Raw genomic sequence first — 26372 nt, 5'->3', positions numbered from 1 at the left:
ATAGCGTTTTTCATAGCTATGAGGTACACAGGATTTTTTCCCTACTCCCTACTCCCTACTCCCTACTCCCTACTCCCTACTCCCTACTCCCTACCAAAGCATGATCCAACTACTTGATTCTAGAGAAATTCAACTATCCCAAGTCGCCAATCAGCAATTACTAGATGTTCTAGACGATATTGTTAACAAAGTAAAAATCCAATCAGACTTCTCTATTCACCATTCAGATTACAAACCGTTGGAAATTCCAGCCGAAGCTGTGGAACGTTTTCAACGGATGCCCGAAGAGATGCAGCAAAAATATATCAGTCTGCAACTGCGGAGTTTTCTCTATGGTATTTATTACAATGGCTCAATGCGAGATACTCTCGCACCGGAAGCAGATACTGAAGCTGCGCCACTAGACCTAGAGAACAATACCATCCTGGGAGTAGATGTGGGATTTTATCAGCGACTCCACGACAGCAATAGTGGCAAAGGCTACTTTGACCCTGGTTGGTCTGTTCTCAGAGAAGAAAGTGATGGCACTTTGGCTGTGACTAAGGGAGGATTGAGGCTGCATATTGAACGGGAGCAGCATCTGCCAGCATCCCAGCAATCTGCCACCGTCGGGGATTCAGTAGCAATCCGTATGCCTAAGAATTTGGTGCAAAATGGCTTTTATATGGCCGTTGGCAATCTAGAAGCAAATCGTCCGCAAACAGACCAGTCAGTGACTGTGCGAATTTACTTCAACTTGACTCCTGACGGTGCAGTTGCCGTAATGGGTAGCTTAACCCAACAGCTGAACGACATGGAAATTCCGTTCCACTTTAAAGTTTTGTACAATCCCAAGGACTACGAACGACACGATTCGGGGGTACTCTACTTTGATAAGCGTAACTATGACGCTGTTGAGGGAGTTTTAAAGACTGTTTATACAGAGCACCAATCTCATTTTCAGCCAGATGTTCCCCTATTTACCATGGAGCTAGCACCAGGTTTGGGGTTAGCAGAAGAACCAGACCAAAAATTTGCCGAACAGGAAAGCTTTGGCATGAATCGCTGTCAGATTGTGGCCAATGGGTTGTTGGAAGCTTGGCATCAAGGGGATGATTCCACTGAAGGAAGGATGAAGGCTATCCTTGGGCAATTTTCTAGGCTGGGGATTGACTTGGAGCGTGTTTATCTGAATGCCAATTCTGAAGATATTTACACATCATTAAATTTCTCTTAGTCGAAGTAATCAAAAATTAAACCTTTTTTGGATCTACCGAACCTAGTATGCATAAAAACGCTGAAATTACCACTAAATATGATTGGGTATTATATTTATAATAAATCATTTTATCAAGAACTAAAACTCCCGCCCCATAAGGATTATAATAATTAGTTTTTCAAAGTTTTACATAGCCAGTTCGGTAGAGCCTAAAAAAAAAGGTTTACTTATGACATCAATAAAATAAAAAAAACTAAACCAACTCAATTAATCCAAGTATGATTCAAACAGAGATCAAAAATTACTAATTGATTCCTATAGCAATCCTAAATTAATTGTGATAATTTTTATTCCCTACTCCCTACTCCCTGCCTCACTTGGGTAGGTTTTTTACATTTGGGCGACTACGTACTGGCACTCTTGTTGAAATTTCGCCAAATATGTCTGTCGGAAAATCTCCCAGAATTTCCACCGATTACCGACCCATCTCCCGCTCTTCCCCTCCTGGTCGGGGTTAGGGGTGGGTTCCGATTACCCATTCCCCATTCCCCATTCCCCATTCCCCATTCCCCATTCCCCATTCCCTATTACCTATTACCTATTACCTATTACCTATTACCTATCTCCAAAGTAAAAAACCTACCCTTGTCAGCTACTCCCTGCTCCCTGCTTCCTACTCCCTACTCCCTACTCCCTACTCCCTGCTCTCTGTTCCCTGCTCCAATGCCTTGGAGGCGATCGCAAACTACTCTGGAATTCTGGATGCTGGGTTTGAGGTAATCCCCGTCAAGTCTTTCCCAGTGGATCCGGTAGGGGGTAATCCAATTCCTTTATTAATTTAATTATAATAGGGTAAATGTTGACTGTATCAACCTAGGACGAAAGTGCCTTAACCAATTACTGGTAGAAACTAATCTTAGTCTTTTAGTCCAAGAGTAGTCTTGGACTATTTTTTATGTTTTTTCTCAGCTTCACTAGTTTTGTGGACATAACTAGTTTAGTTGATTCACTAAATTAGAGAGAGGTTAAGTATCAGAATAATGGTAAAGGTTAATTGTGAGCTATGAATAGGTTTAGCAGTAGGTAACTACATCTAATTTAGTGACAAAAGTGTTTTTGGTTTAGCATCAATAAGCTATAAAAATCCTAGACAGACTAAATTAATTTTAATAGGATAAAAATAGGAATCAAAAATTACTAATTGATTCCTGATCAACAACACAAATTCATTATTGGAGCAAAACTCAAATGGCTAACATCAAAGTTAATAACATCAAACCTGCTGGTGCTGAGTTGTTCGGTGATTCTGAAAGTTTTATCAAGGATCTCCAAGACAACGAACTTGAACTAGCAGGGGGTTCGGAGTGCCCTTCTCCATTCCCCACTTCACATCCTGGTAACTGCCCTACAGGCACTGAAGTTTTCTGATCCATTTGCAGCCTATAGCTTAAGCTTAGCACAGGGAGTAGTCACACACAAAAGGGCTTCAGCCTTGTGTCAAGTTTCCTACAGCAGGAGTTGCAGCGGTTTCGATACCTGGCACCAGTGACATGGATTAGGGAGGTTAAACCTCCCTGATTCGCAGCACTACCAGGTTCAAGAGATTATTCATTTATTTATTTGAGCGAACGGGACAAAATCTCCGATATAGCGTTTATCGCAGTTATGAGGTACAGTTTTATTTGATGTTGATTCCCTATATTGATGCAGTGATCTCTATTATCTTTTCCCTATTCCCTATTCCCTGTTCCCTGAAAAACCAGAACTTTGTACCTCATAGCTATGATAATTGCTATAAATGAACTGAGTATGGAAATAACAGCAGTAGAATTATCACAAATAGCTACTATAGCTACCAATGCAGCCTTTCTTTCAGAGTGCTTAAATTGTCCTTTTGAACGGGATTTTAATCCCCATAAGCTTGACCAAAATCTCATTGAAGAACGCCTCAAAACCTGGTGTAAACTCCTGGGAGGAGAAGACAGACTTAAGAAGCGCCTTCAGTGGAATGGATGGGACTTAAACACAGTCCGTATTTTACTGGGAACAGCGGATGTGATTGATAATCCTACTTTGCCACCTTGGGCGGAAACCCTGAAAGAATTAATTGAAAGTGGCGCAATTACCTTACTCGGTATAGAGGGAGAATATAAATCACCAATTGACTCCCAAAATCCCTTACCTTTTGAAGATTTTTATCTTCCCTTTATCCTAGTAGCACAGCGGAAACTATACACTGGTTTATCGGCAACTCGCCCTCTGGAATTGCTGAGTCGAGAAGCCTGGAAAGCCCTAGAAAGGAGCCTCCTACAAAAACTGGTTGATTTAGGGGCAAAAACCTTACTATTTGAATTTTACAAATTTCGGGAAAGTCAGCCCTCTTATGAAAAGATCGATTCCCAAGAAAGCCAAAGTAAAGCTTTGTATTGCGCCTTGATCCAAAACCTTCTCCAAGATGGGGGACTGGCATTTTTTCAGCAATACCCAGTCCTGGCTCGCTTGATAGCCACAACTATTAACTTATGGGTAGAATCTACTACTGAATTTATCCAACGTCTACAAGAAGATTTATCGGCAATTGAACTTATCTTTTCTGACCGCAAAAGCTTAGGAAAAGTTGAAAATGTTGAGACTGCTTTCTCAGAACCTCATAATGGGGGACGCTCTGTATCAGTTCTTACCTTCTCCTCGGGTGTAAAAGTGGTATATAAGCCCAAAGATTTGGGTCTAGATGTTGCTTTCAACCAGTTGCTAGACTGGTGCAACCAAAAGGATACCTCTTTACCCTTCCAACTAACCAAGATTCTTAATCGTCAGGGATATGGCTGGGTTAAATTTGTTGAGCAGCAACCTTGTGAAGATAAAGCTGCAGTCCAACGCTTCTACAAAAGAGCAGGAATGCTATTATCTCTCCTCTATGTCTTAGGCTCAAGTAAATCTCACAAGACCAATGTCATTGCCAGCCGTGAATATCCAATTATCATCAATGTTGACACCTTAATGTCTCCTATAGAAAAAAGTTTTAGTGAATCAGAAAACTGGTTCAAATACTCAGTTATAAAGACAGGCTTTTTACCTTCTTGGGAAGGTAATTTAGCCTCAGCAAATACTCGAGACTATAGTGATATTGGCGGTATTTACCCCCAGCAAATTAATTCCTCAATAGAGTGGAAATTTATTAACACAGATGGGATGCAATTAACTCCCAAAACTACTATTATTCCGCCTCGGAATAATGTCGTCGTGCTAGAAGAGGAAACCGTCTGCCCCAATGACTACCTTGAAGAGGTAGTGACGGGTTTTGAGGAGATGTATCGCCTCCTAATCAAACATAGGGAAACTCTCCTAACCGAGAATAGTATTCTATCAGGCTTAAAATCATTAAATTCTCGATTTATTCTGCGCCCAGCTAGGGCCTATAGTGTTATCTGTAAGCATAGCCTCAACCCACAATATTTGCGTAGCGGAGTTGACTATAGTATTGGAATAGACACTCTCAGTCGAACCTACTTAACTGCTGAAGAAAAACCGGAAGCTTGGGTAACTTTGCCAGCGGAAATCAAATCTTTACAACAGCAAGACATTCCCTATTTCACCGTATCCTGTAATAAGGATACCTTAGATGTTGGACTAGACCAACCCATCAAGCACTTTTTCAAAACTTCTAGTTACCAACAACTAATTTCTAGGCTTCAGAGTCTGGATCAACAAGATTTAGCCCTGCAAATTAAATTAATTCGGGGAAGTTTTTTGGCCAGGTTTGCTCATCTGACAAAAAAGAATGTTGCACCCCAGGCGGATTCTTATCAATTTCTCCCACTTACCCCTGAACAACTACAGCAAGAGGCACTCTCAATTGGCAATCGTCTTATCGCCAATGCGATTATAAATAATGACAGCTGCAACTGGATTGCCATAGAGTATATGTTTAATGCCAAGCGCTATCAACTCCAGGCGTTGGATGATTCTTTATATCAGGGGCGCGCTGGAGTTAGCCTATTTCTAGCAGCCTTAGCAAAACTTACTGGCAAAAGCGAATTTCAAAAAGTAGCTCTAGCAGCTCTCTCTCCTTTACGCCAGTCTCTTCAGAACACTAAAACTACCGGAAGATTAATTCAGTCTGGACTCGGTGTGGCAGGATTGGGTGGGATAATTTACAGTCTGGTTAAAATTAGTCAGTTTCTCCAAGAGCCAGCCCTCCTCAAAGATGCCCAGCAGGCAGCAAAACTGATCTCTCCACAGGCGATCGCTGGTGACCAAACGTTGGATATTTTGGGTGGAGTAGCTGGGGCAATTCTGGGCTTATTATCCCTCTACCAAGAAACAGGTGAGCCAGCTATATTGGATACAGCGATCGCCTGTGGCAATCGTCTCTTATCAAAACGAAGTAATACTGTCCCGAGGGCGTGGAAGACAATTTGTAAAATCCCTTTAACGGGATTTTCTCACGGTGCAGCGGGTAATGCTTTGGCCTTATTGCGGTTATATGCTGCTACAGCAGACACTGCTTATTTGGAAGCAGCACAAGAGGGAATTGAATATGAGCGGAGTGTCTTTGACCAATCTGCCCGAAATTGGCCAGATTTCCGTTTCTTGGAGAAAACTAATCAAATTAGCTTCATGCACACCTGGTGTCACGGAAGTGTTGGCATTGGATTAGCACGTTTGGCAAGTTTATCCATTCTAAAAATAGAAGAAAATTATGCTGACATTGAGATAGCTTTGGAAACCACGCAGAACTACAGCAGACCGAGTAGAGATATAGACCATCTTTGTTGCGGGATATTAGGCAGAACCGAACTATTTGTCGTCGCCTCCCAAAAACTTGGCAACCAAAATTGGCTTAAAACTGCTAGGAAGCAGGCAGCATGGGTAGTAGAAAGGTCAAAAGAACATGGAGGATATACTTTTTTCTTTGATTTCCCTAACTCGCTGTTTAACCCTAGTTTTTTCCGAGGTACAGCAGGGGTAGGGTATCAGTTGTTACGCTTAGCATCTCCAGAATTGTTGCCTTCAGTGCTGATTTGGGAGTAGAGTACCGTTGAATGGTTCTGTTGCGAAAACGCTCTCGCTCTTGTAGTAAGTAACTCCACCCCACTATTTAGTATCTACTCTATTTGCTTAATAACTTCAACTTCCCCAATCTGTCCCTTCAACCACCCAGTAAACAAATCAGACACAATCTGAGCACGCAACTTCCCATCCAATTCCGATTTAACAATCTCCTCAACCAAAATTAGATGCACTCCCTGAGAACTCACAATCGGTTTAAGCAACTGTGGCGGCTCAGCCGCAAACACAGCCGCAGAAATTTCCGGCTTAAACTCGTGACGCTTAACGATTCCCCGATATCCTCCAGAGCGCCGTAACTCAGTATCCTGGATGTATTCGTGAGCAATCTCATAGAAACTTGTCTCCCCTTCATCCAGGGCATAAAACAGTTCCATGGCTAGGTCTTTATCATCTAAAACGACTTCGTAAATAACGGCAGCAGCATAATCCAGCTGATGTTCAAAGAAATAGGGTTCAACTTTATCCGCAAACAGATGTTGAACTAACTTATTAGCTATCAAATTAGTGTAAACTACTTCTTCAAAATCATCTAAAGACATACTATAGTTTTGCAGCCATGCCCAAGTGTCCTCGGAATTCTCAAGTTTGTTCATTAACCGGAATTGGTCGGCTGCCTGTTGAAGGTCTTCAATTTCTACACGGATGCCAGCACTTTCCGCAGTAGCGGCAATAACCTTGCGGGTAACAATCCCTTCAATCATGTCAGGGATTTTGTAGGATAGCTTGACTTGGTTAAAAATATCTTCCGTGGTAATCGTAATAGCTGGTAACATGATTTTTTTTTGGTAATTTTTGATTGGAAATTTAGGGAGTAGGGAACAGGGAACAGGGAACAGGGAATGGGGAATAGGGAATAGGGAGCAGGGAGCAGGGAGTAGGGAGTAGGCAAGAGGCAAGAGGCAAGAGGCAAGAGGCAATAGGCAAGAGGCAAGAGGCAATAGGCAAGAGGCAAGAGGCAAGAGGCAAGAGGGAAAAATCTTGTGTACTTCATTACTATGAGAATGTTATCAGCGCGTTTATCGCATTTATGAGGTACGCTTTATTGCCTCAAAGTCCCCCTTATTAAGGGGGATTTAGGGGGATCCCTTCCTCATGGGAGAGAAAACTGTTACATATAGCATTTTTGCTCATTGTGTTGATGCAGTCGCTGATTATAGCACTACCGATTAAGGTGAGGACATTGATACAAGTAGAAAAGCTGTGATAGTAAACTTTTGCCTTTTGCCTTTTGCCTTTTGCCTTGCCCGTAGCGCTATATGTCCAACTCCGCACACTTCCCTCTCTTTCCCTATTCCCTGTTCCCTGTTCCCTGTTCCCTTCAGATAGCACTACAATTCCAAACCCCCCTGTTGCAATTTCTTAAATGGATCCAGAACTAAATCAATAATCCGACGCTGCCGGACAATGACTTCTGCTGTTGCGGTGTCCCCTGGGCGGAGAGCAATACATTCCTTTGGTGTGGGCATACAGGTTTTATTGAGCTGAATTTCTAAGTCATAAGTAGGCACTTTACCCTGCTCTGTTTCTGTAAGCTTGGAGGTTGGAGAAATCTTGATTACCTTGCCTTCTACTACCCCATAGTCTTGAAAAGGATAAGCATCAAACTTCATTTTTACCGCCATTCCTTCCCGTAACGACCCACTTTCTGAAATAGCGATCTGGGCTCGCAGGGAAAGGAACGACCCCTTTGGAGCAATCTCGACTATAGTGTCTCCAGGTTGCACCACAGCTCCAGCACTTTTGATTGGTGACTGAAACACTATTCCCTCGATCGGAGCCGCTAACATCCTTTGCTTTAACTGAATTTCCAAGGATTTAATCTGACTTTTCGTCTGAGATGCTTCTGCTTTGAGGGTAGTAATTTGGGTTTCTATATTTTTCAGTTGTTCCTCACTTTTTAGTAAAGCCAGTTTACCAGAATGAACTAAAGTTTTATAACTCCGTTCTTGCTCTTGCAAGCGCAGGCGAGATTGTTTAATATCAGCCGATGCTTGATGAATCGTCTTTTGATAAGTACCTTGTTGTTCTTTCAGGCGAGACTGAGCTTGTTTTATTTCTAATTCAGTTCTGATTATAGTTTTCTCGGCTTCTTTGGCTGACTGTTGCACATCTAAAAAGCGTTCTTTTGACAAAACCCCCTCTTTATAAGCGTTTTGGTAACGGGGAATTTTTTCCTGAGCACTTTCTAAACGAATGGTTTCTAATTCATAGGCAACCTTGCTAGATTCAATAGCCTGCCGTGCCTGGTCTATTTGTGCCAACAGTTCTTCCTTTTGTAAACTGTAGGCGAACTTGAAGGCTTCCAGATTCTGCCGTGCTTGCTCGACTTGCGCCTGTTTTTCTAACTCTTGAGCTTGGTTTTGTTGCTCCTGGGTACGCAGAGCCAGTATCAATTGGTTTTTCAGCACCTCTAATTGATTCAGCCGATTCTGTTGCCCTTCTAATTTTTTTTGTTCCTGCTGAAGTTCAGTGCTAACTAACTCCGATTCCAGTTCTAGTAAGGTTTGACCAGCCGTTACCAATTCCCCTTCTTTGACCTTAATTGCTGCTACGGTTCCTGCTACTGGCGCATCAAGTTTGATGGTTTCCCCCGTAGGTTCCAATCTTCCTCTAGCTTTCCCCGTCTCATCCACCTGAGCGAATATCGCCCAAGGTAAGGCAATACCAATAAATACTATCAAAAAATAGAGTAATCCCCTTGTCCAAACCTGAGGTAATGTATCAAGCAGTTCCTTAGTCGCATAAGACCATTCATGACCCTGGAGTCGTTGATCATTCCTAGGTTGAGAAGTCGTTTCTTGGGTGAGTAACTCCTGATAGGGACCCTGGTCTGGAATAGTTTGAGTAGGACTATGTCCATTCAATGTATGATTTTCAGGCATAGCAGTATTTTGGATTGTTGGCTAAAGGATTCAAAAAAAATTACGGTAGATTAAATCAGCTGAGGCAGGGCTGGGGAGGATCGAGCCTTGGGGATGTTGTTAAGGGTGTTGATCCCCCTAAATCCCCCTTAATAAGGGGGACTTTACCGATTCCTCCCTGTTCCCTGTTCCCTGTTCCCTGTTCCCTGTTCCCTGTTCCTGACTTCTGACTTCTGACTTCTGACTTCTGACTTGCGCGTAGCGCTATAGCTGCTGCTGATTGAGATAGAAATAATGTCCTCGCTTTGCCATTAAGTCTTCGTGAGTACCGCTTTCAATCAAGACCCCTCTATCCAGGACTAAAATCAGGTCAGCTTTGCGTACCGTAGAAAGACGGTGAGCAATAACTAGGGTGGTGCGGTTTTTGAGAATAGTATTGAGATTGGTCTGAATAATCCGCTCTGATTCCGCATCCAGGTGGGAGGTGGCTTCATCGAAAATTAATAGGCGGGGATTTCCCAAGAGGGCGCGAGCAATGGCTAAACGCTGTCGCTGTCCCCCAGACAACATCCCTCCTCCCTCCCCAATCTCGGTTTCATAGCCCATGGGCAGTTTTTGGATAAATTCATCGGCACCGGCCAGTTTTGCTGCTGCCATAATTTCGTCTAAGGTGGCTGAGGGATAAGCCAGACCGATGTTTTCTCGAATTGTCCCTCCAAACAGAAATGTATCTTGATCCACCACACCAATTTGCTGGCGCAAGGAGCCTAAGGAAAGACTGGTGATATCTTGCCCATCAATCAACACCTTCCCATCTGAAGGAAGATACAGCCCCAACATCAGCTTGGAAATAGTGCTTTTCCCGGAACCACTGCGCCCCACTAGGGCTACCATTTGCCCTGGTTTGACCTCAAAACTAAGATTTTCCAGAACATTGCTCTCACTTTCTGGGTGATAGCGGAAGGTGACCTGATCAAAGCGAATGTGACCGCGCAACTCAGGTAATGATTGCCGTGCCTGATGGTGCAAATCTTCTTCTGGTTGGTAATCCAGCACATCATTGATGCGCTCCATGGCAATCACGACTTCCTGAAATTCATTCCACAGTACCGTGATCCGCTGGAAAGGCCTGATCACCTGACCCAGCAACATATTAAAAGCAACCAATTGCCCAATGGTGAGCTGATTTTGAATCACCAACCATGCCCCAAACCAGAGCAGTGCGGTAGTGGCTAACCCCTCGATCGTATTGCTGAAAATCTGGAGTCGATTGCTAATAACCTGCCCAGAAAAGTTAGTTTTAACTTCTTTATTTAATAACTCTTCCCAATGCCAGCGTACGGTTTGCTCAACTGCTGTAGACTTGACAGTGCGGACACCAGAAAGTACTTCAATCAGATAACTACTTTCTTTTGCGATCGCATTAAAGACTTCCCGAGAAATTCGTTTTAAAAACGGTGTAGAAATCAACGCCAGCAGGAAAAAAGGTGGCACAATTACCAAAATTAGCAGCGCCATCTTCCAACTGTACCAAAACATCAACCCCACATAGATAAAAACTGTTAGTAAATCTAGCAGGATAGATAACGCCTCACCGGTGAGAAACCGCTCAATTTTACGATTTTCCTGAATCCGGGAGGTAATATCACCCACAAAACGAGACTCAAAGAAACCCAAAGGTAATCGCAAGGTATGGCTGATAAACCCGACAATTAGTGCTAGGTCTACCTTATTCGCGGTGTGGTCAAGCAAGTATTGCCGCAACCCGGTAATCGCAACCCGAAACATAGTAAACATCAGCAATCCTAACCCCACAGCCGTTAGGGTGAGGGTGCTCCGTTGCACCACTACTCGGTCTAAAATTATCTGGGTAAATATCGGTGTAATCAGACCAAATATCTGGATCATCAGGGAAGCAAAAAACACCTCCAGCAACACGACACTGTGAGGCTTTACCAACTCAAAAAATTGCCAGAAGGAGGTCTTACTTTCTTTGGTATCCTTCAGGATTGCTGTGGGTTCCAGTAGCAGTGCATAACCAGTCCAATCCGCTTTGAATTCCTGATGGCTCAGAGTTTTCTGACCAAGACCAGGGTCAGCAATTACCACATGCTTGTTGGTAATTTCATAAACAACAATAAAGTGTTTTCCTTCCCAGTGGACAATAGCAGGTAGCTGTTGTTTTGCCAGTTGATCCAAACTAGCTTTCACCGGTCGAGTGGAAAAGCCAATACTTTCCGCCGCCGCTGATAGTCCCCGCAATGAAGCGCCATTACGGTCGGCATTGGAGATATCTCGCAAGCGATTAACACTGAATCGTTTTCCCCAATAGCGACCGATCATCACCAGACAGGCAGCACCACAGTCAGAACCACTCTGTTGGGCAAAAAACGGATAGCGCCGGATCACTCGCTGCCACAAATGACCAACTTTTTGAGTAGGGCTAGGAAAGTAAGCTTTGCTAATGGTTTGCTTGGGCTTTTCGTCTCCTGAGGTGGGGATGTCTTTCTTCTCCGCTACTCTTTCTACTTCCCCCACTCTCCCTTTCTCGGCTTCTGCCAAAGGACTCTCCGACGGCATCAGCAGGGAATTTTGCCCTTGGGCCTGACGATAAAAATGTTCGCGGATTTGGGGATGTTTGCTAATTAGGGGAAATAACAGTTCCGGAGTTAGATAACAAAGCTTGGTTTTGAGGGAAGCTCTGGCTGAGTAGCACTCAAAAGACTCCTCTGGAAAGAAAGTACACTCCCCAAAGGAAGCTCCGGCTTCTAGATTGGTAATTAACTCCCCGGCGCTATTAATCAGTCTGACCTTTCCGGAAATCACAATATAGACCCCAGCCTCGGCGTCTGTTGACTGCCAAAATTGACCGACCGTTGGCTCGCGATATTTGATTTGTTTGAGACAGCGTGATAGTTCTGGTTCTGAAAGAGAATGCCCTAGAGTATGGGCGAGCTGCTGAGGGGAAATCAGTGGATTAGATGTGGATGTATGTCGAACCATAATCTCATGCCATGTTGCTGGGATTGAATAGCCAAAAACCATTGGACTCGGAGTCATTAGCGGATTTCAGGTCAGAAATTAAGATGCTGTGACCATCCTTTTCCCGTCCCCTAGGGGATTTAACCTCTGTCCGTTTTGGTATAGTCGATAATCCCATGTCCTTGAGCAATCGTTGCAGGTGGCGATTGCTCAGTTCAATCCCGAATTCTTTTGCCAGATGTTTGTTCAACCAATTCACTGTCCAGCGGCGAAAGGAATAACCATAATCCCGGGGACTCTGGTTAATCAGTTCTTTCAAACGGTCTAAATACTGCTCATTGACTGCCTTGGGGCGACCAATTGGACAATCCTGCCATTGGTGAGCCATCCCACTACGAGCAATATGCATCCAATGTCTTACTGTTGCGGCACAACACCCCAAGGTTTGACAAATTTCCGTTTGAGATTTGCCCTGATCTGCCAATAACATAATTTGAATCCGCTGACGGTAGGACTCATGTAAATCCTCTTCTAGACTTTTTTGGAGTAGTTTGCTTTGGAATGGTGTTAAATAATGACTTTTAAGAATTTTGGCTTCTTTACCTTGCTCGTTGTTCATATCAATCGGTTTTCTATGTACAACAGCCCTAAATTGGGCAGTTTTAACATTCATTGAATGTAAGCTATCAGCCGTCAGCTATCAGCTTATGTGCTACGCACACGCTACGCGAACAGCGGTCAGTAATCAGCTATCAGGTATCAGCCTATGGGATAGGTCCCAGCGTTGAAGCCTGTGCCACGCTACTTGAGGTGCTATCAGCTCAAGGCTGACGGCTGACGGCTGACGGCTGACTGCTTAGTAATGAGCTATTTATAAACCCTATATAAACCCCAATAATTAATCGAGCACAATCAACTTACACTTCCAAGACAGATAATTTGAACCTTGATGTAAGTAATTAGGAGTTCAATAATAGTTGAATCAAATCTTGGTATTGATGGCTGAAGTATCTCCCACAAAAGATTATATAATTAGTCGGATTAAAATCAAAATTTACCATTAATAAATTCTGAAATATTGTCCATATTTGCTCCACACATATGGACTAATAATTGACAAAAATTAACAGAATATTAAAAAAGTTTATCCGAGTAATTATCACTAAAACAATGGTTATATAAAGGTTATCGCTTTCACGAAAAATTAACTAAAACTTTAACTCTATAAAGCTTTGATAAAAAAAACTTTTATCAGATAAAATTCCATAGTTTATTCCTTTATCCACAATGGATGTAATCTGTAATTATCAGGGGATTGGAATTAGCCACTAGCCGGGACCTTAGCACCGATGAAGTGAGCATCACTGAAGGCTGACAAGGCTGCTTGTCACACCTGAATGCTATAGCTAGTTTTTTGATTGGAGTGGAAGCCTGAGTTAATGCAGTTCCCTGGGTAAGACTTTAAAGGTGAGTGTCATACTTCACCATGTGCCCCATGAGCTGAGTGTCTTGGTCCGCAAACCATTACGATGGCTGCAAGCTGCTACATGTATAAGCAATCTTGAGTTGGTAGTAACGGCTTCTTTACCTATTATTCTTAATCAGAGCTAATGCTGACAGTACCCAAAAGGGTACTGTTTCACTGCACTTTCTGTGTTAAGGCAATATCGATTGATAGCAGTTCTCAATTGAAAACTGCTATAAACCACAACTAGGATTACATTAAAAATCTGAAGGGGGCTTGGGGAAAACTGGTTGAGCAAATTTTGCTTTTGCGATCGCATAACGTAAGCATTCAGCGAATGCGCTACGCGCACGCTACTTGAGGTGCCATCAGCCATCAGCTAGCAGGCGGTTTAACTGCACGGGCTCGGATCAGTAAAACGAGCAGGGATTTTCAACCAGCCGTACCAGCACCCCCCAGCTTGTTTACTACCGACCGTTGATTAGCATTAGGCATTAGGCATGATAGCTGACAGCTGACGGCTGAATGCTTGCTGCGTCACCTTTGTCGCCCACAGTAGCTCAATCTGCTAGATTAATTTGCCACAAACCATACCAATTTCTGACTGCCAACCATACTGTAGAGAGCAATCCCGCCAGGCTCAAAGTCAAACCACTTTGACACTCCCCGCTAATCGCGAGACGGGGATTCTTGGTTCAACGAGGCAACTTGCTTTGACAGGTTTTCACCAGCAAAAGTAGAGGTTCCCTCTCCCCAAGCGTTTGGATCATTTAAGATCAGAGTTCCGGTGTGCCCCACCGTACTCAAGGCTCTTTCCAAAATATTGATTGCAGCATTATGGTCTCTATCTAGAGAACAACCACACTGACAGACATGGGTTCTAGTTGATAGAGACTTTTTGACTACTTCACCACAATTAGAACACTCAGCAGAAGTATACGCTGGATTAACTGCAACAGTTACTTTGCCAAACTTAGTCCCAAAATGTTCCATCCATTTCCGGAATTGATACCAACCTGCATCATTAATAGATTTGGCAAGATAGTGGTTCTTTACCAAGTTTTTAACCCTTAAATCGACCTAGGCGACCAGGTCGTTTGACCGGACTACGCAACCTGCCGGAGACGAAACCTTAGAAGAGTGCAGCCTTACAACAAAACCTGCCACCTTTGATGCATAGCCTATCAACTATAAAGGCTGCACTCTTCTTGCGGTAACTTCTAACCAGTCTCTTGGCATGTTCTTCACGCTGCCTACTTATTTTAAGGTGTGCCTTACCTAGTCTGTTAATTGCTTTCTTTCGGTTAGCAGAGCCTTTCTTTTTCCGGGAAACCCGACGTTGATAGAATTTTAGACGCTTTTCTCCTTTTCTATAAAATCGAGGATTGGGTACAGTATTGCCATTGGAGTCAGTGTAAAAATCCTTTAGTCCAACGTCCAGGCCAATAGTGGTTCCTGTTGCTGGAACAGACTCATTAATATCGATCTGAATGCAAAACTGAACATAGTACCCATCTGCTCGACGGACTATCCTGACTCTCTTGATCAGCTTTTTGTCAAAGCGCCATAAGTCCCACGTACCCTTGAGCTTGAGTTTTCCTATTCCTTTTTTGTCACTAAAAATTATTGATTTTTTGTCTGGGCATAACTTCCATCCAGTAGTCTTGTATTCCACTGAGTGACAATGTTTTTTGAATCTAGGAAATCCTTTCTTACCAGGAATTTTATTTTTGCAGTTGTCATAGAAACGGGCAATTGATGACCATGCTCGTTCAGCACTGGCTTGACGAGCCATAGAGTTCAATTCATTGGCAAACGGTAATTCTTTAGCTAAGACGGCACAAAGAGCACTTAAATCAGTTTTCTTGACTCCTTTATTGTCCATCCAATAACGGATGCATTTATTTCGAATAAATTTAGCGGTTTTTATAGCTTCATCTATCGCATCATATTGTTTTTGCTTCCCGTATGCCTTGAACTCTATCACTATCATCACGTATCGACCTTTTCTGCTTACTTTATTCTACACCACACTGCAATATTCATTCCGGTATCTCCTAGACTGATTATAGTAAATGAGTAGTTTAAATCAGCTTAAACCCTTAAATAGCAAGGGATTCAATAAACTAAAAATACATTGTCTTGATGCAATAACGAGTGGTTTTGGGTCTGTGTGCGGAACACCGCGACGCACCTTGTACGCCCCGTGGAACGGCAGTCGCTCATGGGGGTTTCCCCCAAGACCGTGCTGCATCACTACCAAAAATCCCTATATACGACGCTTGCCTCTTGCCTCTTGCCTCTTGCCTCTTGCCTTTCCCTAGCTGACGGCTAACTGTTGATACCTAACGCCTTATATTCACTTCTATCATTTATCGACTTGTATAGAGAATCAAGCATTTTATTTACCTCTGGAGGTTGGGATGTAAAACGGATATAAAAACCTTTATTTTCTGGTTCAATTGACGTCACTTTAGCATAGATATCATCACTATATTCTGCTTGGTATTGATTTAATATATTCAGGCTTATATTACTTAGCTCTACCGGGAAATTCTCTCTTATTATCTCATAGGAACGCACTTTCGCTCCCTTAGCTGAAAGCTGAACTAAACTTCCAAGAAAAAGATTTTTACCGATATGCTTTTCTTCCAAAATTTTGTAGGTGAGTGGTATGGCTTTAGGAAGGAAAAAAAATTCTTCATCTTCTTTAGGTAGAAAGAGATTATAGTCATCACCAATACCCACAACTTGATAGATAGTAATTGGCTGTTTAACCCCTTTTGGTTGTACCTGTTTGTGCCCGTGAGTAATCACGATTGACTTAACCTGTTCAAAGGTAGATTGTGAAATAAGAATTTGACCACCTATGGTATAGGATTCAATGCGATAGGTTAAGTTGACTTGGCTACCCACTACACTGTAATCGGTGCGTTTTTCCGAGCCAATATTACCCACCACAACATCACCTGTGTTGATACCAATACCCATTTCTAGAGGTGGATAGCCCCACTCATTCATCGTTTCGTTGACAGGAACCATTGCCAATTGCATCGCCACAGCACAAGCCACTGCCCGTTTTGTATCGTCTTCTCTCGCCGTAGGAGCACCAAACAAAACCAAAATTCCATCACCCATGAACTTATCAATGGTTCCTTGGTATTTAGTAATCACCTCTGACATATGTTTCAGATAGAGATTGAGAATTTTAACCACTTCTTCCGGAAGCAATCGTTCTGATAGCGCTGTAAATCCTCTTAAATCAGAGGTTAGTATGGTGAGAGTTTTGCGCTGGCCTCCCAGTTTCAATTCTTCGGGTTTTTCCAGTAACTTATCTACCACTTCCTTACTCAGGTAACGCCAAAAAATCTGACTAATGATTTGATTCCTTTTTTCTAAATCTTGGTTAGCTTCAGCCAAATCAGCCGTGCGTTCCCTAACCCGCCTTGTTAATTCCTTTGCTGTTTGACGCAATCTACCGATAACCAGAATTAGCCCTGAGAGTGCCAACACAGATAGTCCTCCTAAGGTGATAAATGTACTCCTCAGACCCATTTGTGTGTGTACCACAAATTTGTCTAGAGGCTGAATTATTTCCAAAACACCTCTGACATCTCCTACTTTCCAATCCATTCTGGGACTATCCGGATGGCTGTTATGACAAGCAATGCAGCTATGCTGCATAATGATGGCTTCTGCATATCGAAATGAAGAACGACCTTGGATCTGCTCTTGGCGAAAAAATGACTGAGTGGGATATTTTCTCAAGAATCTGAGTGCATCCCATTCAAAATCATCTTTCGGACCCCCTTCACCTTGTCGATTGGGAAAGGGATAGTCACTGTAAAGCCTGATTAAAGCTCCCGTATCATTGGCACTGATGCGCGAACCCAGTTCTATCACATAGGTAGCTGGATTAGGAATTCCCCCTTTTTTGGTAGTGTAGTCATGGGTAACGGTAATCCCATCAACAGTTTTAGCACGAGTAACCACCTCAGTACTGTAGAGGTTACGTGCCTCATTAATAAGTTGAGCGGATAAGGCTGAATACTCTAGTGCGTGGGATTCAATTAGATCCATTGACAGACGAGACATACTTGAGAGGGCAATTCCCACTCCCAGGCAAAACATGATCGTTAGAACCAGGATTATTCTCTGAAAAATTTGGTTTAGTAACCAGTTCCAGAATTTAAAAATTAGGTGTCGCATCCCATAGAAACCCTAACCGAAAAGCGTTTTATTCAAAATCCCTTTCACCCCTGGTTGAGAAGACAATCTCAGAGGTGATAGTTATAGAGTTCTCTGAAATGCTGCCAAAACCTAAATTTCGCTTCCAGAAGGACTAATACCGTAAGCATTCAGCCGTGAGCTTTTAGCTCACGCTACGCGAACAGCTAGCTGTCAGGCGTCAGCTTTGTGGCACAGGCCACAAGCGCTGTAACATAACTCAAATTAAATGAATGCTTAAGTCTTTTATTTAAAAGACTTAACTCACATTAAAAGAATGCTTACCTCTTTTATTCAAAGGTGCGCTTTCCGCATCTAATTATTAAATGCCCCACGGGTCGCACCTAAAAGCACCGATTGCGCTACTTGAGGTGCTGCGCGAACAGTAGCACCATCTGTAGCGCATTAGCTGATAGCTGATAGCTGATAGCTGATAGCTGATAGCTGATAGCTGATAGCTGATAGCTTACCTAATACCTAATAGTTAATCGAGCCAATTTGAAAAATCCTGGGAAAATTGCTCAAGAGACAACAACTGAATTCTCGGGTCATGACCAGCAGATTCTTGCTCAGCTTTGGTGTTGTAGCCCCAATCAGCTAGATACAGTTTCACCGGTTTGAGGTCTGGCTGCTGTTGCACAGATTGAAGGGTCTTGAGCCGATCTTCCACAAACCATAGTGTTACGGCTTCCCCTGGAAAAGTTTCAATTAATTGTCGTAGGGTTTGATGTTTGGGTCGTTTGGACTCCTTGCCAATAATCCTCTCTTGTGGTAAGTTAATACCTTGTTGCTGCAATAGCTGCTTGATGAAGCGTCCTTCTTTAGTAGAAACAATATATAGCTGTGTGGTATTTGTAGAAAGTATTTGATCCAACCGCTCAATCACACCAGGATAAAATTGGTGTAGACTCAACCAAGCATCTAAATCGGTGGTAATCCATTTATCCCGAATAGTGTCTAACTGCTTAGCTATATCGGTTCTGTCTAAGGTCTCGGAATTAACGATAGACTGGGCAACTGCTGACCAATCCTGCAAAATCTTCTCTTCTGAAATACCGAGAATCAGCGCGTGAATCAATATTGGCATTTCCCAGCCGGTTTCGATCACAGGTCGTAAGCGGTAGAAGCTAGCTGCTAAATTCTCGGGTGGTGTTTGACTAGCGGGTTTCCAAATTTGACAGTATGTACGCCACGCGGTCTGAAAATACTCTAATAGTCCGTTACACAGAACACCGTCAAAGTCGAGAGCCAGAATTGTGGGTACCATTTCACTTAATTAATACTTATGAATACTACAAATTACTATACTCAAGATTAAGGGAAAAAAGTCAAAGATTTTACCTTTACATTTTCCCCTTAATCTTTACCATTATGCAATATAGCAATCCGATCTGATTCGTGAAAGAAATGGGCTGCTTTAAGGCAGAAGGCAGAAGGCAGCTATGCTGAAGGGACCGGAGTTGGAACTAGTTTTTAAGAAGTCCAGTGATTTTACAAATGATTTAGGATTGCTATAATAGATAGCAAGGTTTTAGTGAATTGGTATAATTTTATAGCACCCTATCAAGTGATATAGCAATCCGATCTGATTCGTGAAATAAATGGGCTGCTTTAAGGCAGAAGGCAGAAGGCAGCTATGCAGAAGGGACAGGAGTTGGAGCTAGTTTTTAAGAAGTCCAGTGATTTTAGAAATGATTTAGGATTGCTATAGTCTCTATGCAACTCCAGCAAATTTAAGAAGATCGACAATACCAAATATGCCTGGATGTGAAGCCAGTGTTGGTCTCCAATCCTGGTCTTGATTTAGATATAGCAATTATCATAGCTATGAGGTACACAATTTCGGGATTTTAGGGAACAGCAGATCACCGGAACAGCGGATCTGGGAAGAAAAAAGAGGGAATAGGGAATAGGGAATAGGGAATAGGGAATAGGGATGCGCTGCATCAAGAGGTGCGACCCGTGGCGAATTTAATAATTAGATGCGGAAAGCGCACCTAACAGGGAATCAGCTTCCAAGAAGACTGTACCTCATAACTGTGAGAAACGCTATAAGACATACGGTTTAATCCGTAGTGCTCTCGAAACTGCTTGTCCTGATGCTAGACTAAAGGTCAGATGCCGCAACAGGTTTCGCTGAGCTCGATAAGAGGGGGAAGGAAAAAGCCTGCCAAACCTACCATCGTAGAATCTGGATCTTGGGGAACATCTCTTAGATAGAGTCGGCCATGTCTGGTCATTGCGTTTCTTGTGTGTTGTTTACTCGTATTTTGAGTATGGAAAACGCCACCAGCTTTGGACAGTACCCGTGTGGGTACCTTTTTTGAAAAGGCAAACGTCATGTATGCAAAAGTCCCTCTTTGGTCAGAGTTTCAGAATTTGATCTTGGTGAGGGACTGCTGGCTTGGGAAATATGCGTTCCCGTAGCGTGGCCTACGGCCAATCGCATTACTGACTAAATTACTCAATTACTATAGCGCTATATATAAGTGAGGAGCTCTCAAGGTATATAGCGTTTTCATTTCACCTGAAAATGCTATACTTGTTAATCCAAACCACTATTCCTCCTCAAGGAACCATAAAAACTAATAGGAGTCACCACCTAATCCAGGGTTTTTGAGATCAAGTTTTTCGATCAGCCCTTGTCCTGTGCCCATCGGGTGCATCTCATATTTGTAAAAAAGAAGGGAAGTGTGGGAAGTGTGGGGCCCGGGCGCGGGAAGTGTGGGAATTTTCGCGCGAATTTTTGCCTAATTGTAAAAGCGATGCAGCGAGGTAGCGCGGTCTTGGGGGAAACCCCCGGAGATGAAACCTGATTACGTTGAGCCAATGAGCGTCGGCAGGTTATGGGTATTTGGTTTAAGTTATGTGAATAAGGCTCAACTGTCTTACGGTAACTTCAAACCACTCGCTATTGCATCAAGACAGTGAGATGCACCCTGGCCATCACAATAAGGATAAAGGTAAAGGGAAATTTTTCGGGTTCATCCCAGGTTACTGTCACTCTAAATCTTGACTCTTGGTCAGAGCAATAACTGAAAAAACTCGCTTCCTCGTAAGTTATTCCCGCCTCACTGGTGTGGGGATATAAGTCAAGATAAATTGGCCATAAATTCAATTAGTCGTTAACTAAAGTATAACTTAAAAAAACTAATTGCAAACTATGGATTTTTTTAAAATTTAAGCGTTATAACATTGCATAACTGACTAAATACTACCAATCCATGTTCTTTTTAGAGAATCAACTACGACAGCTACAGCTACATAAATTTAGCGTTTATATCACCAGACCTATTACCTTGGGATACCAATGGTAATAAGTTATTATCCCACGGGATAAATTCTCAAGAGCAAACCCTAAGAGGATTTGTTCGTTGTAGACTACAACGAATTTTAGCGAATCCATTTTTCATCAATTACCATAAAGAAAATAAGAGCTATAATAAACTTAGAGGTACAAAATGAATACTTGGGTAAAGTCAGAAGCTGCGTACCTAGAAAATCATCGCCCTTGGTACGAGGGACCTCATGGAACTTGCAATCTCCTCAAACCCACTCTCATCCACATGGGAGACGATAAGCCACTTCATTTGATGTTCCCTGTCCATTGGACTGAAGCTATAGATGCCTTACCTCAAGCTAAAACAATGGCACGGCAACTCAATGGGTTCTTAGTACTACTGCTTTATGGACAGGCATCTGACCAAGAAATTCAATCCTTGGTACTAGAATTAGCAGAATCCCAAGTTCTCCCCCTATGGCTAGGTTGGCAAAATAGGAAAAGGTTCGACCGCATTGTAGCAATGCTTTCCAATCATTCTGAGCTTAATTGATGTCAGTGCATATGATGTCAGTGCATAGTCAGGGTGCATTCAAGCAATTCAGCATTGATCTTGACAGTGCTTGCATACTTTGTGACGATAATTCTTTAAGAATCAGACCTTGAATTATTGAAGCAATAGAATTATTGAAGCAATCCACATCAACATTATGAACAGACTAGAAACACTCCAGCTGAGGTGATTAGGGCTTTTATTAAAACATTACGTCGTAAGATTCCGGTTTGACTAGTAAGAAAAGATAATGACTAACCCTTGATATGACTTAACTATCAATATCTAGGAATTAGCCATTACCAAGTTTTTTTGGTAGCTATCTGATCACGACTACTCGAGTGAAGTTTTGGGTGACCGTCTTTCCATAGCCTTTTTTACAGTGACCATCTGAGACATCAGATGCTGAATTTTAGTGTAGAGTTGGTCAAACTCATCACGATTAAGGGAAGTTGGGTTAATCTGTGGCTCCTGAGCAGCATTGGGTGGAGCATAGGCTAGAAATGATTGAACCGATGGAAACCTAGCCGTAGCTGCTCGCACGTCCAAGTCGGGTTTAGTGGGGGGTTTAGTGGATGGTTCATGGTCCACTGCTTGAGTGTTAATGATTACTGGTTCAGTTACCGACCCAGTTTCGGGAATCGGATGGTAGGTTTTGGGCAAGGGTTCAGAACTGACTTGCTCAAGATTGGTAATTGGCTGGTAGTTGTCGTTCAAAGATACTGAAGTGTCTTTATCTGAGGTAAACTCCCTGAGTCCAGAAGCATCTAACCTAGAGTCTGAGAGCTGAAGTGTCTCTAACAATTCCTCCTTTTTCTTGAGATTTTCCTCAAGACCGGATAACTGTGCCTCTATATCAGACCGGTTGCGGTCAGCGGAGCGCCATCCAGTGATCGCCACCGTAGCAGTTCCTAGAGTCACACTTAGTAGCGCTGCTAAGCCCAAGTAAGGTGGAGCTACGTCCATTAGTTTACCATCAAACACTGGCTCCTCTTGCACTTGGATATTCAAAGGTTCAGAGCCAAACCAAGCCAGTGGTATGGTTAGGACTGCAAACAGTGCAGCTGAAAATACGATCGGTTTCAGGACAAATTGTTTAATCGGAGATGTCATAATCAGTAGTTTCCTTGGATAGTTGCCGCATAAGCCATTTAACCTGAGCCGTGCAAACTCTGCCAAGTTTGATCAAATTGTCAAGAGTTTAGTCTTTGGCTCACTACTTATCAGTGGTCAGCGGCAGAAGTTTTTTGTAGCTACACCCCTTAATACTTTCGCTTTTCTTTAAGTTAATCCGTAGTGAGCCCATGTTTCATAAAACTTTCATGAAACGGTTCACTAACTTGATGAATTTTATATGAATAACTAGTAAAGCTATATAAACCCGGTCTAGATTGAAACTTGCAGTTCCTAGTGATCACCTGAAAGCTTTACAATTCAGGGGCTATGTAGCTCACAATACTCCCTGAAAAAGGGACGGTTTTCAACGTGGATGTGGGGGAAACTAAAAAGGGTTATGGAGCTAAAACCCATGTTCAATAAGTATTTGACTGTATGCCCCCCCAAAAGTTGTTGAGTTTTTTTAATACCTGCCCTGACTTAGTCTTTGGAATCTGTCAAAATACTTTGTGAAGGTTGTGTAACCCCCACCAGAAATTCCTATAGGTGCGCTTTCCAATGGGCGAGTAAATCGCCCTTGGGTCGCACCTGCTGATTTCGACTCTAGGCTTTACCCATCAAGCATTACAGGATTTTTAATCAGGGGCATTTTCTGGTTTCGGTTTTGACGAGATACACTGACATTAGGGCTAGTTTTGGGTATTGATATTAAGGGATTGTCTATCGTCACCTACCCATTGCCCTATATATAGTTGCTTAATTTAGTTTGTCGAGTTAGCCAGGGTGAAGGAAGCTCAATCTCAAGTTCTTAGGTGCGCTTGACCTTGGCGAATTAAATTTGCCACGGGTCGCACCTCTAGTTGTGACTAACTCTACCTCTTCTCTTGTAGAAACCGATGTCTAGATTTTTCCGGCACATATCCCGAGTTGCCCGCATCCTATCAACTATCCTGCTGACAATCATCAGCCATTTCGGGCAGCCTCGACGGCGCAAGCCTGGGCATAGTAGGCTTCCTAAGTACCAGCGAACCAAATTTACACTTCCTTGGCGAATCATTGGTCTTGGCTTAGCGTTAGTCTTTTTATCCCTGATGGAATTAACCTTGCCTTCTCACCATCCTGTTGATGCAGCCAATGCAGCAAGAACCATGCAGCTACCTCTTTCTACCCAAGGATCACAACTACTTGATTCCCTAGGTCGCCCGATATTACTCAGAGGGGTGAACTGGTTTGGGATTGAGACAGAGTTGCATGCTCCTCATGGGTTGTGGAAACGAGACTACAAGGATATGTTGGCGCAGATCAAAAGCTTGGGCTACAACATGATTCGGCTGCCGTTTTCTATCCAATCCCTAAGAGCCTCAGAGGTCAGTGGGATTGATTTCAACATCGGTAACAATCGGGAGCTTTACGGTAAATCGCCCTTGGAGGTCATGGATGCCATTATCAAGGAAGCCCAGCAGCAAGGCATATTAATTTTGTTGGACTGTCACCGACTCAATGACCAACGTATTCCTCCATTATGGTATGGGGATGGGTTTACGGAAACTGATTGGATAGAAACCTGGAAAATGCTGGCAACTCGTTACCGCAATCAGCCTAATGTCATTGGTGCAGACCTGAAAAATGAACCCCATGGTCGAGCCAGCTGGGGAACAAACGATCTAGCCACTGACTGGCGACTGGCAGCACAGAGGGCTGGTAATGCCATTCTTGCGGTCAACCCCAATTGGCTGATAGTTGTTGAAGGTGTGGAAAAGAATGTTCCACGTCAACGACTAGCAACCCATTGGCATGGGGGTAATCTGGAAGGGGTTAGGGAATATCCAGTACGTTTGTCTAATGCCAATAAGCTGGTCTATTCCCCCCATGAATACGGCCCTGGAGTTTTCAATCACCCTTGGTTTTCAGAACCGAGTTTCCCTAACAATTTGGAATACCGCTGGGAAATTGCTTGGAACTATATCGCTAGAGAAGGCATTGCGCCGATTTTGATCGGAGAATTCGGTGGTAAGGAGGTAGACCCTAACTCAAAAGAGGGACTCTGGAAGCGGCGGCTGGTAGATTACATTAATCGAAACAATCTAAGTTTTGCCTACTGGAGTTGGAATCCCAATAGTGGGGATACTGGCGGGATCCTGCAAGATGATTGGCAGAGTTTGGAGGGTCCTAAACAACAACTGCTTCAGGGACTGCTAATTGCCAACAATTTCGCCCCGAACGTGGGAGTTGCTCCGATTATCCCGTCAATTTCCATACGGCGACCAAGTTTCCCACCAGGCAGAACCAAACCAATGCCCACGCCATTGCCAAATTCCCAACCCAGCTCAATCGGGCAAATGCCTACACCAACACCAAGTGGGCAACCATCCAGGAGGGTTGCACCACTACCTCCACCCCTCTCTAATCCCACACCCAGGAGGGTTGCACCACTACCTCCATCCCTATCCAATCCCACACCCAGGAGCGTGGCACCACTACCCCCACCTAACCTGCGTAACAACCCTGGTGTAATCGCACCGTTACCGGCACCTAACCTGCGTACTAACCCTGGTGTAATCGCACCGTTACCGGCACCTAACCTGCGTACTAACCCTGGTGTAATCGCACCGTTACCGGCACCTTTACCTGCACCATCACCAACTGTCACACCAAGGCAAGTTACACCCCTTCCCCTACCGTCACCCCTTGCTAATCCAGGTTTAAAGGAGCCACTACCTTTACCATCCCCCAGTGCCAAACCCAGCGGCATGGCACCCTTACCTTCACCGCCACCGGATACCAACCAAGGTTTAAGGGAGCCAATGCCAACACCCGAACCTAGCCCTAATCTCCCTAACCCTAATCTCTCTACAAGGTCACAGACTCGAAACCGTGTCCCTTTAAAAGTGGTACCTAACCTGCATTCAGATTGGCAAGAAGGATTTTGCATCGGTATACAGGTTATCAATGAGGGCAGTACTAAGGTTGAAGACTGGGAATTAACATTCCAAATGAATCAAGCTGCAATTAACAATAGTTGGAATGGTAATTTCCAACCCCGTAACATGGAAAACTCTCAATCCTCTAAAGACTATGTGGTCACCCCGCTGGATTGGGGACGATTGATCGAACCTGGTCAAAGCCGTCATTTAGGATTCTGTGCCAACAAGCTGGGGTCTGACTACAAACCCAAGCAAATGTTGGCATCAGGGCATTGAACTTCCCCAACCGTCTTGGATGGGGATTCCCAGGCACAACCAAATAGATTGTTATCTCCTAGGGCGTAACTTTCCCCCGCACCGGGGGTAGCTGAGTAAGGTCAATTCCCAGTTTTTTAAGACCTTTATCTTTTATCTTAACACTATTTGAAAGGGAAAATTCATCCCCAAACTATTAGTCAAGGGGTATTCTTTTCCCTCTCAAACTCTCCCTTTTGATAAATAAAAGTTGAATGGGATTGGCCTACGGCCACCCTACGCGAACGCATCGCCCTGGCAGGATTTACCCAATCGCATTTCTGACATCTCCCCTGATTGAGATGCCATTGGCCTACGGCGACGCTACGCGAACGCCGAAGCACTGGGACTACTCCCACAATCACCCAGAGAGCTTTAGGGTTGTTGTTACCCCGTGAG

17 protein-coding genes are annotated in these 26372 nt (G+C 43.4%); 7 read left to right on the top strand and 10 right to left on the bottom strand.

Features of this window, described 5'->3' with window-relative positions:
• Window positions 1-100: 100 nt before the first annotated feature.
• From LYNGBM3L_RS02695 to LYNGBM3L_RS02685, 4 genes are all read left to right on the top strand, one after another.
• Complete coding sequence (locus tag LYNGBM3L_RS02695; RefSeq protein WP_008178764.1) at window positions 101-1216, top strand: T3SS effector HopA1 family protein; 1116 nt, start codon at window positions 101-103, stop codon at window positions 1214-1216.
• 378 nt (window positions 1217-1594) lie between these two features.
• The gene (locus LYNGBM3L_RS45385) at window positions 1595-1978 is read left to right on the top strand and encodes a hypothetical protein (protein ID WP_131827006.1); all 384 of its coding nucleotides are present in this window, start codon (window positions 1595-1597) and stop codon (window positions 1976-1978) included.
• A gap of 468 nt (window positions 1979-2446) precedes the next feature.
• Complete coding sequence (locus LYNGBM3L_RS02690) at window positions 2447-2626, top strand: hypothetical protein (RefSeq protein WP_008178761.1); 180 nt, start codon at window positions 2447-2449, stop codon at window positions 2624-2626.
• 354 nt (window positions 2627-2980) lie between these two features.
• Entirely contained in the window at window positions 2981-6232 is a 3252-nt protein-coding gene (locus tag LYNGBM3L_RS02685; protein ID WP_008178757.1) for a type 2 lanthipeptide synthetase LanM family protein, read from the top strand.
• 74 nt (window positions 6233-6306) lie between these two features.
• Here LYNGBM3L_RS02685 and LYNGBM3L_RS02680 read toward each other — a convergent pair whose 3' ends face one another.
• The 9 genes from LYNGBM3L_RS02680 to LYNGBM3L_RS39480 form a co-directional block, all read right to left on the bottom strand.
• Window positions 6307-7044 (bottom strand): peptidylprolyl isomerase, encoded by a 738-nt coding sequence (locus tag LYNGBM3L_RS02680; protein WP_044492047.1) that lies wholly within the window; start codon window positions 7042-7044, stop codon window positions 6307-6309.
• 555 nt (window positions 7045-7599) lie between these two features.
• Window positions 7600-9153: a beta-barrel domain-containing protein gene (locus tag LYNGBM3L_RS02675; RefSeq protein ID WP_008178749.1), complete on the bottom strand. Its 1554-nt coding sequence runs from the start codon at window positions 9151-9153 to the stop codon at window positions 7600-7602.
• Window positions 9154-9396: 243 nt separating this feature from the next.
• Window positions 9397-12135 (bottom strand): peptidase domain-containing ABC transporter, encoded by a 2739-nt coding sequence (locus LYNGBM3L_RS02670; RefSeq protein WP_008178747.1) that lies wholly within the window; start codon window positions 12133-12135, stop codon window positions 9397-9399.
• A 4-nt stretch (window positions 12136-12139) separates the two neighbouring features.
• The gene (locus LYNGBM3L_RS02665) at window positions 12140-12733 is read right to left on the bottom strand and encodes a helix-turn-helix domain-containing protein (RefSeq protein ID WP_044492126.1); all 594 of its coding nucleotides are present in this window, start codon (window positions 12731-12733) and stop codon (window positions 12140-12142) included.
• 1515 nt (window positions 12734-14248) lie between these two features.
• A complete protein-coding gene (locus tag LYNGBM3L_RS46345; protein WP_008178744.1) occupies window positions 14249-14638 on the bottom strand; it encodes an RNA-guided endonuclease InsQ/TnpB family protein in 390 nt (129 codons plus the stop codon).
• Window positions 14639-14711: 73 nt separating this feature from the next.
• Window positions 14712-15572, bottom strand: coding sequence for an RNA-guided endonuclease InsQ/TnpB family protein (locus LYNGBM3L_RS02655; RefSeq protein WP_008178741.1), 861 nt, complete (start codon window positions 15570-15572; stop codon window positions 14712-14714).
• A 338-nt stretch (window positions 15573-15910) separates the two neighbouring features.
• Window positions 15911-17710, bottom strand: coding sequence for an adenylate/guanylate cyclase domain-containing protein (locus LYNGBM3L_RS02650; RefSeq protein ID WP_229414267.1), 1800 nt, complete (start codon window positions 17708-17710; stop codon window positions 15911-15913).
• 580 nt (window positions 17711-18290) lie between these two features.
• Complete coding sequence (locus tag LYNGBM3L_RS02645; protein WP_008178737.1) at window positions 18291-19073, bottom strand: HAD family hydrolase; 783 nt, start codon at window positions 19071-19073, stop codon at window positions 18291-18293.
• A 1644-nt stretch (window positions 19074-20717) separates the two neighbouring features.
• Window positions 20718-20924, bottom strand: coding sequence for a hypothetical protein (locus tag LYNGBM3L_RS39480; RefSeq protein ID WP_008178736.1), 207 nt, complete (start codon window positions 20922-20924; stop codon window positions 20718-20720).
• A gap of 343 nt (window positions 20925-21267) precedes the next feature.
• Here LYNGBM3L_RS39480 and LYNGBM3L_RS02640 point away from each other — a divergent pair, with 343 nt between their 5' ends.
• Window positions 21268-21639: a hypothetical protein gene (locus tag LYNGBM3L_RS02640; RefSeq protein WP_008178733.1), complete on the top strand. Its 372-nt coding sequence runs from the start codon at window positions 21268-21270 to the stop codon at window positions 21637-21639.
• Between the two features lie 333 nt (window positions 21640-21972).
• Here the strand turns inward: LYNGBM3L_RS02640 and LYNGBM3L_RS33585 are convergent, their stop codons facing one another.
• Window positions 21973-22752, bottom strand: a complete 780-nt coding sequence (locus LYNGBM3L_RS33585) for a hypothetical protein (protein WP_008178731.1) — start codon at window positions 22750-22752, stop codon at window positions 21973-21975.
• Window positions 22753-23846: 1094 nt separating this feature from the next.
• Between LYNGBM3L_RS33585 and LYNGBM3L_RS46910 the strand changes: the two genes are divergently transcribed.
• Both LYNGBM3L_RS46910 and LYNGBM3L_RS39470 read left to right on the top strand, forming a co-directional pair.
• Window positions 23847-25955, top strand: coding sequence for a cellulase family glycosylhydrolase (locus tag LYNGBM3L_RS46910; protein WP_438941754.1), 2109 nt, complete (start codon window positions 23847-23849; stop codon window positions 25953-25955).
• A 233-nt stretch (window positions 25956-26188) separates the two neighbouring features.
• On the top strand, window positions 26189-26371 hold the full coding sequence (locus LYNGBM3L_RS39470; protein WP_131827007.1) for a hypothetical protein: 183 nt from the start codon (window positions 26189-26191) through the stop codon (window positions 26369-26371).
• The last annotated feature ends 1 nt before the right edge of the window (window position 26372 follow it).

The sequence above is a fragment of the Moorena producens 3L genome (assembly GCF_000211815.1).
GTDB lineage: Bacteria > Cyanobacteriota > Cyanobacteriia > Cyanobacteriales > Coleofasciculaceae > Moorena > Moorena producens.
Note: the sequence above shows the minus strand (reverse complement) of the source record. Positions and strands in the feature narration are given on the sequence as shown.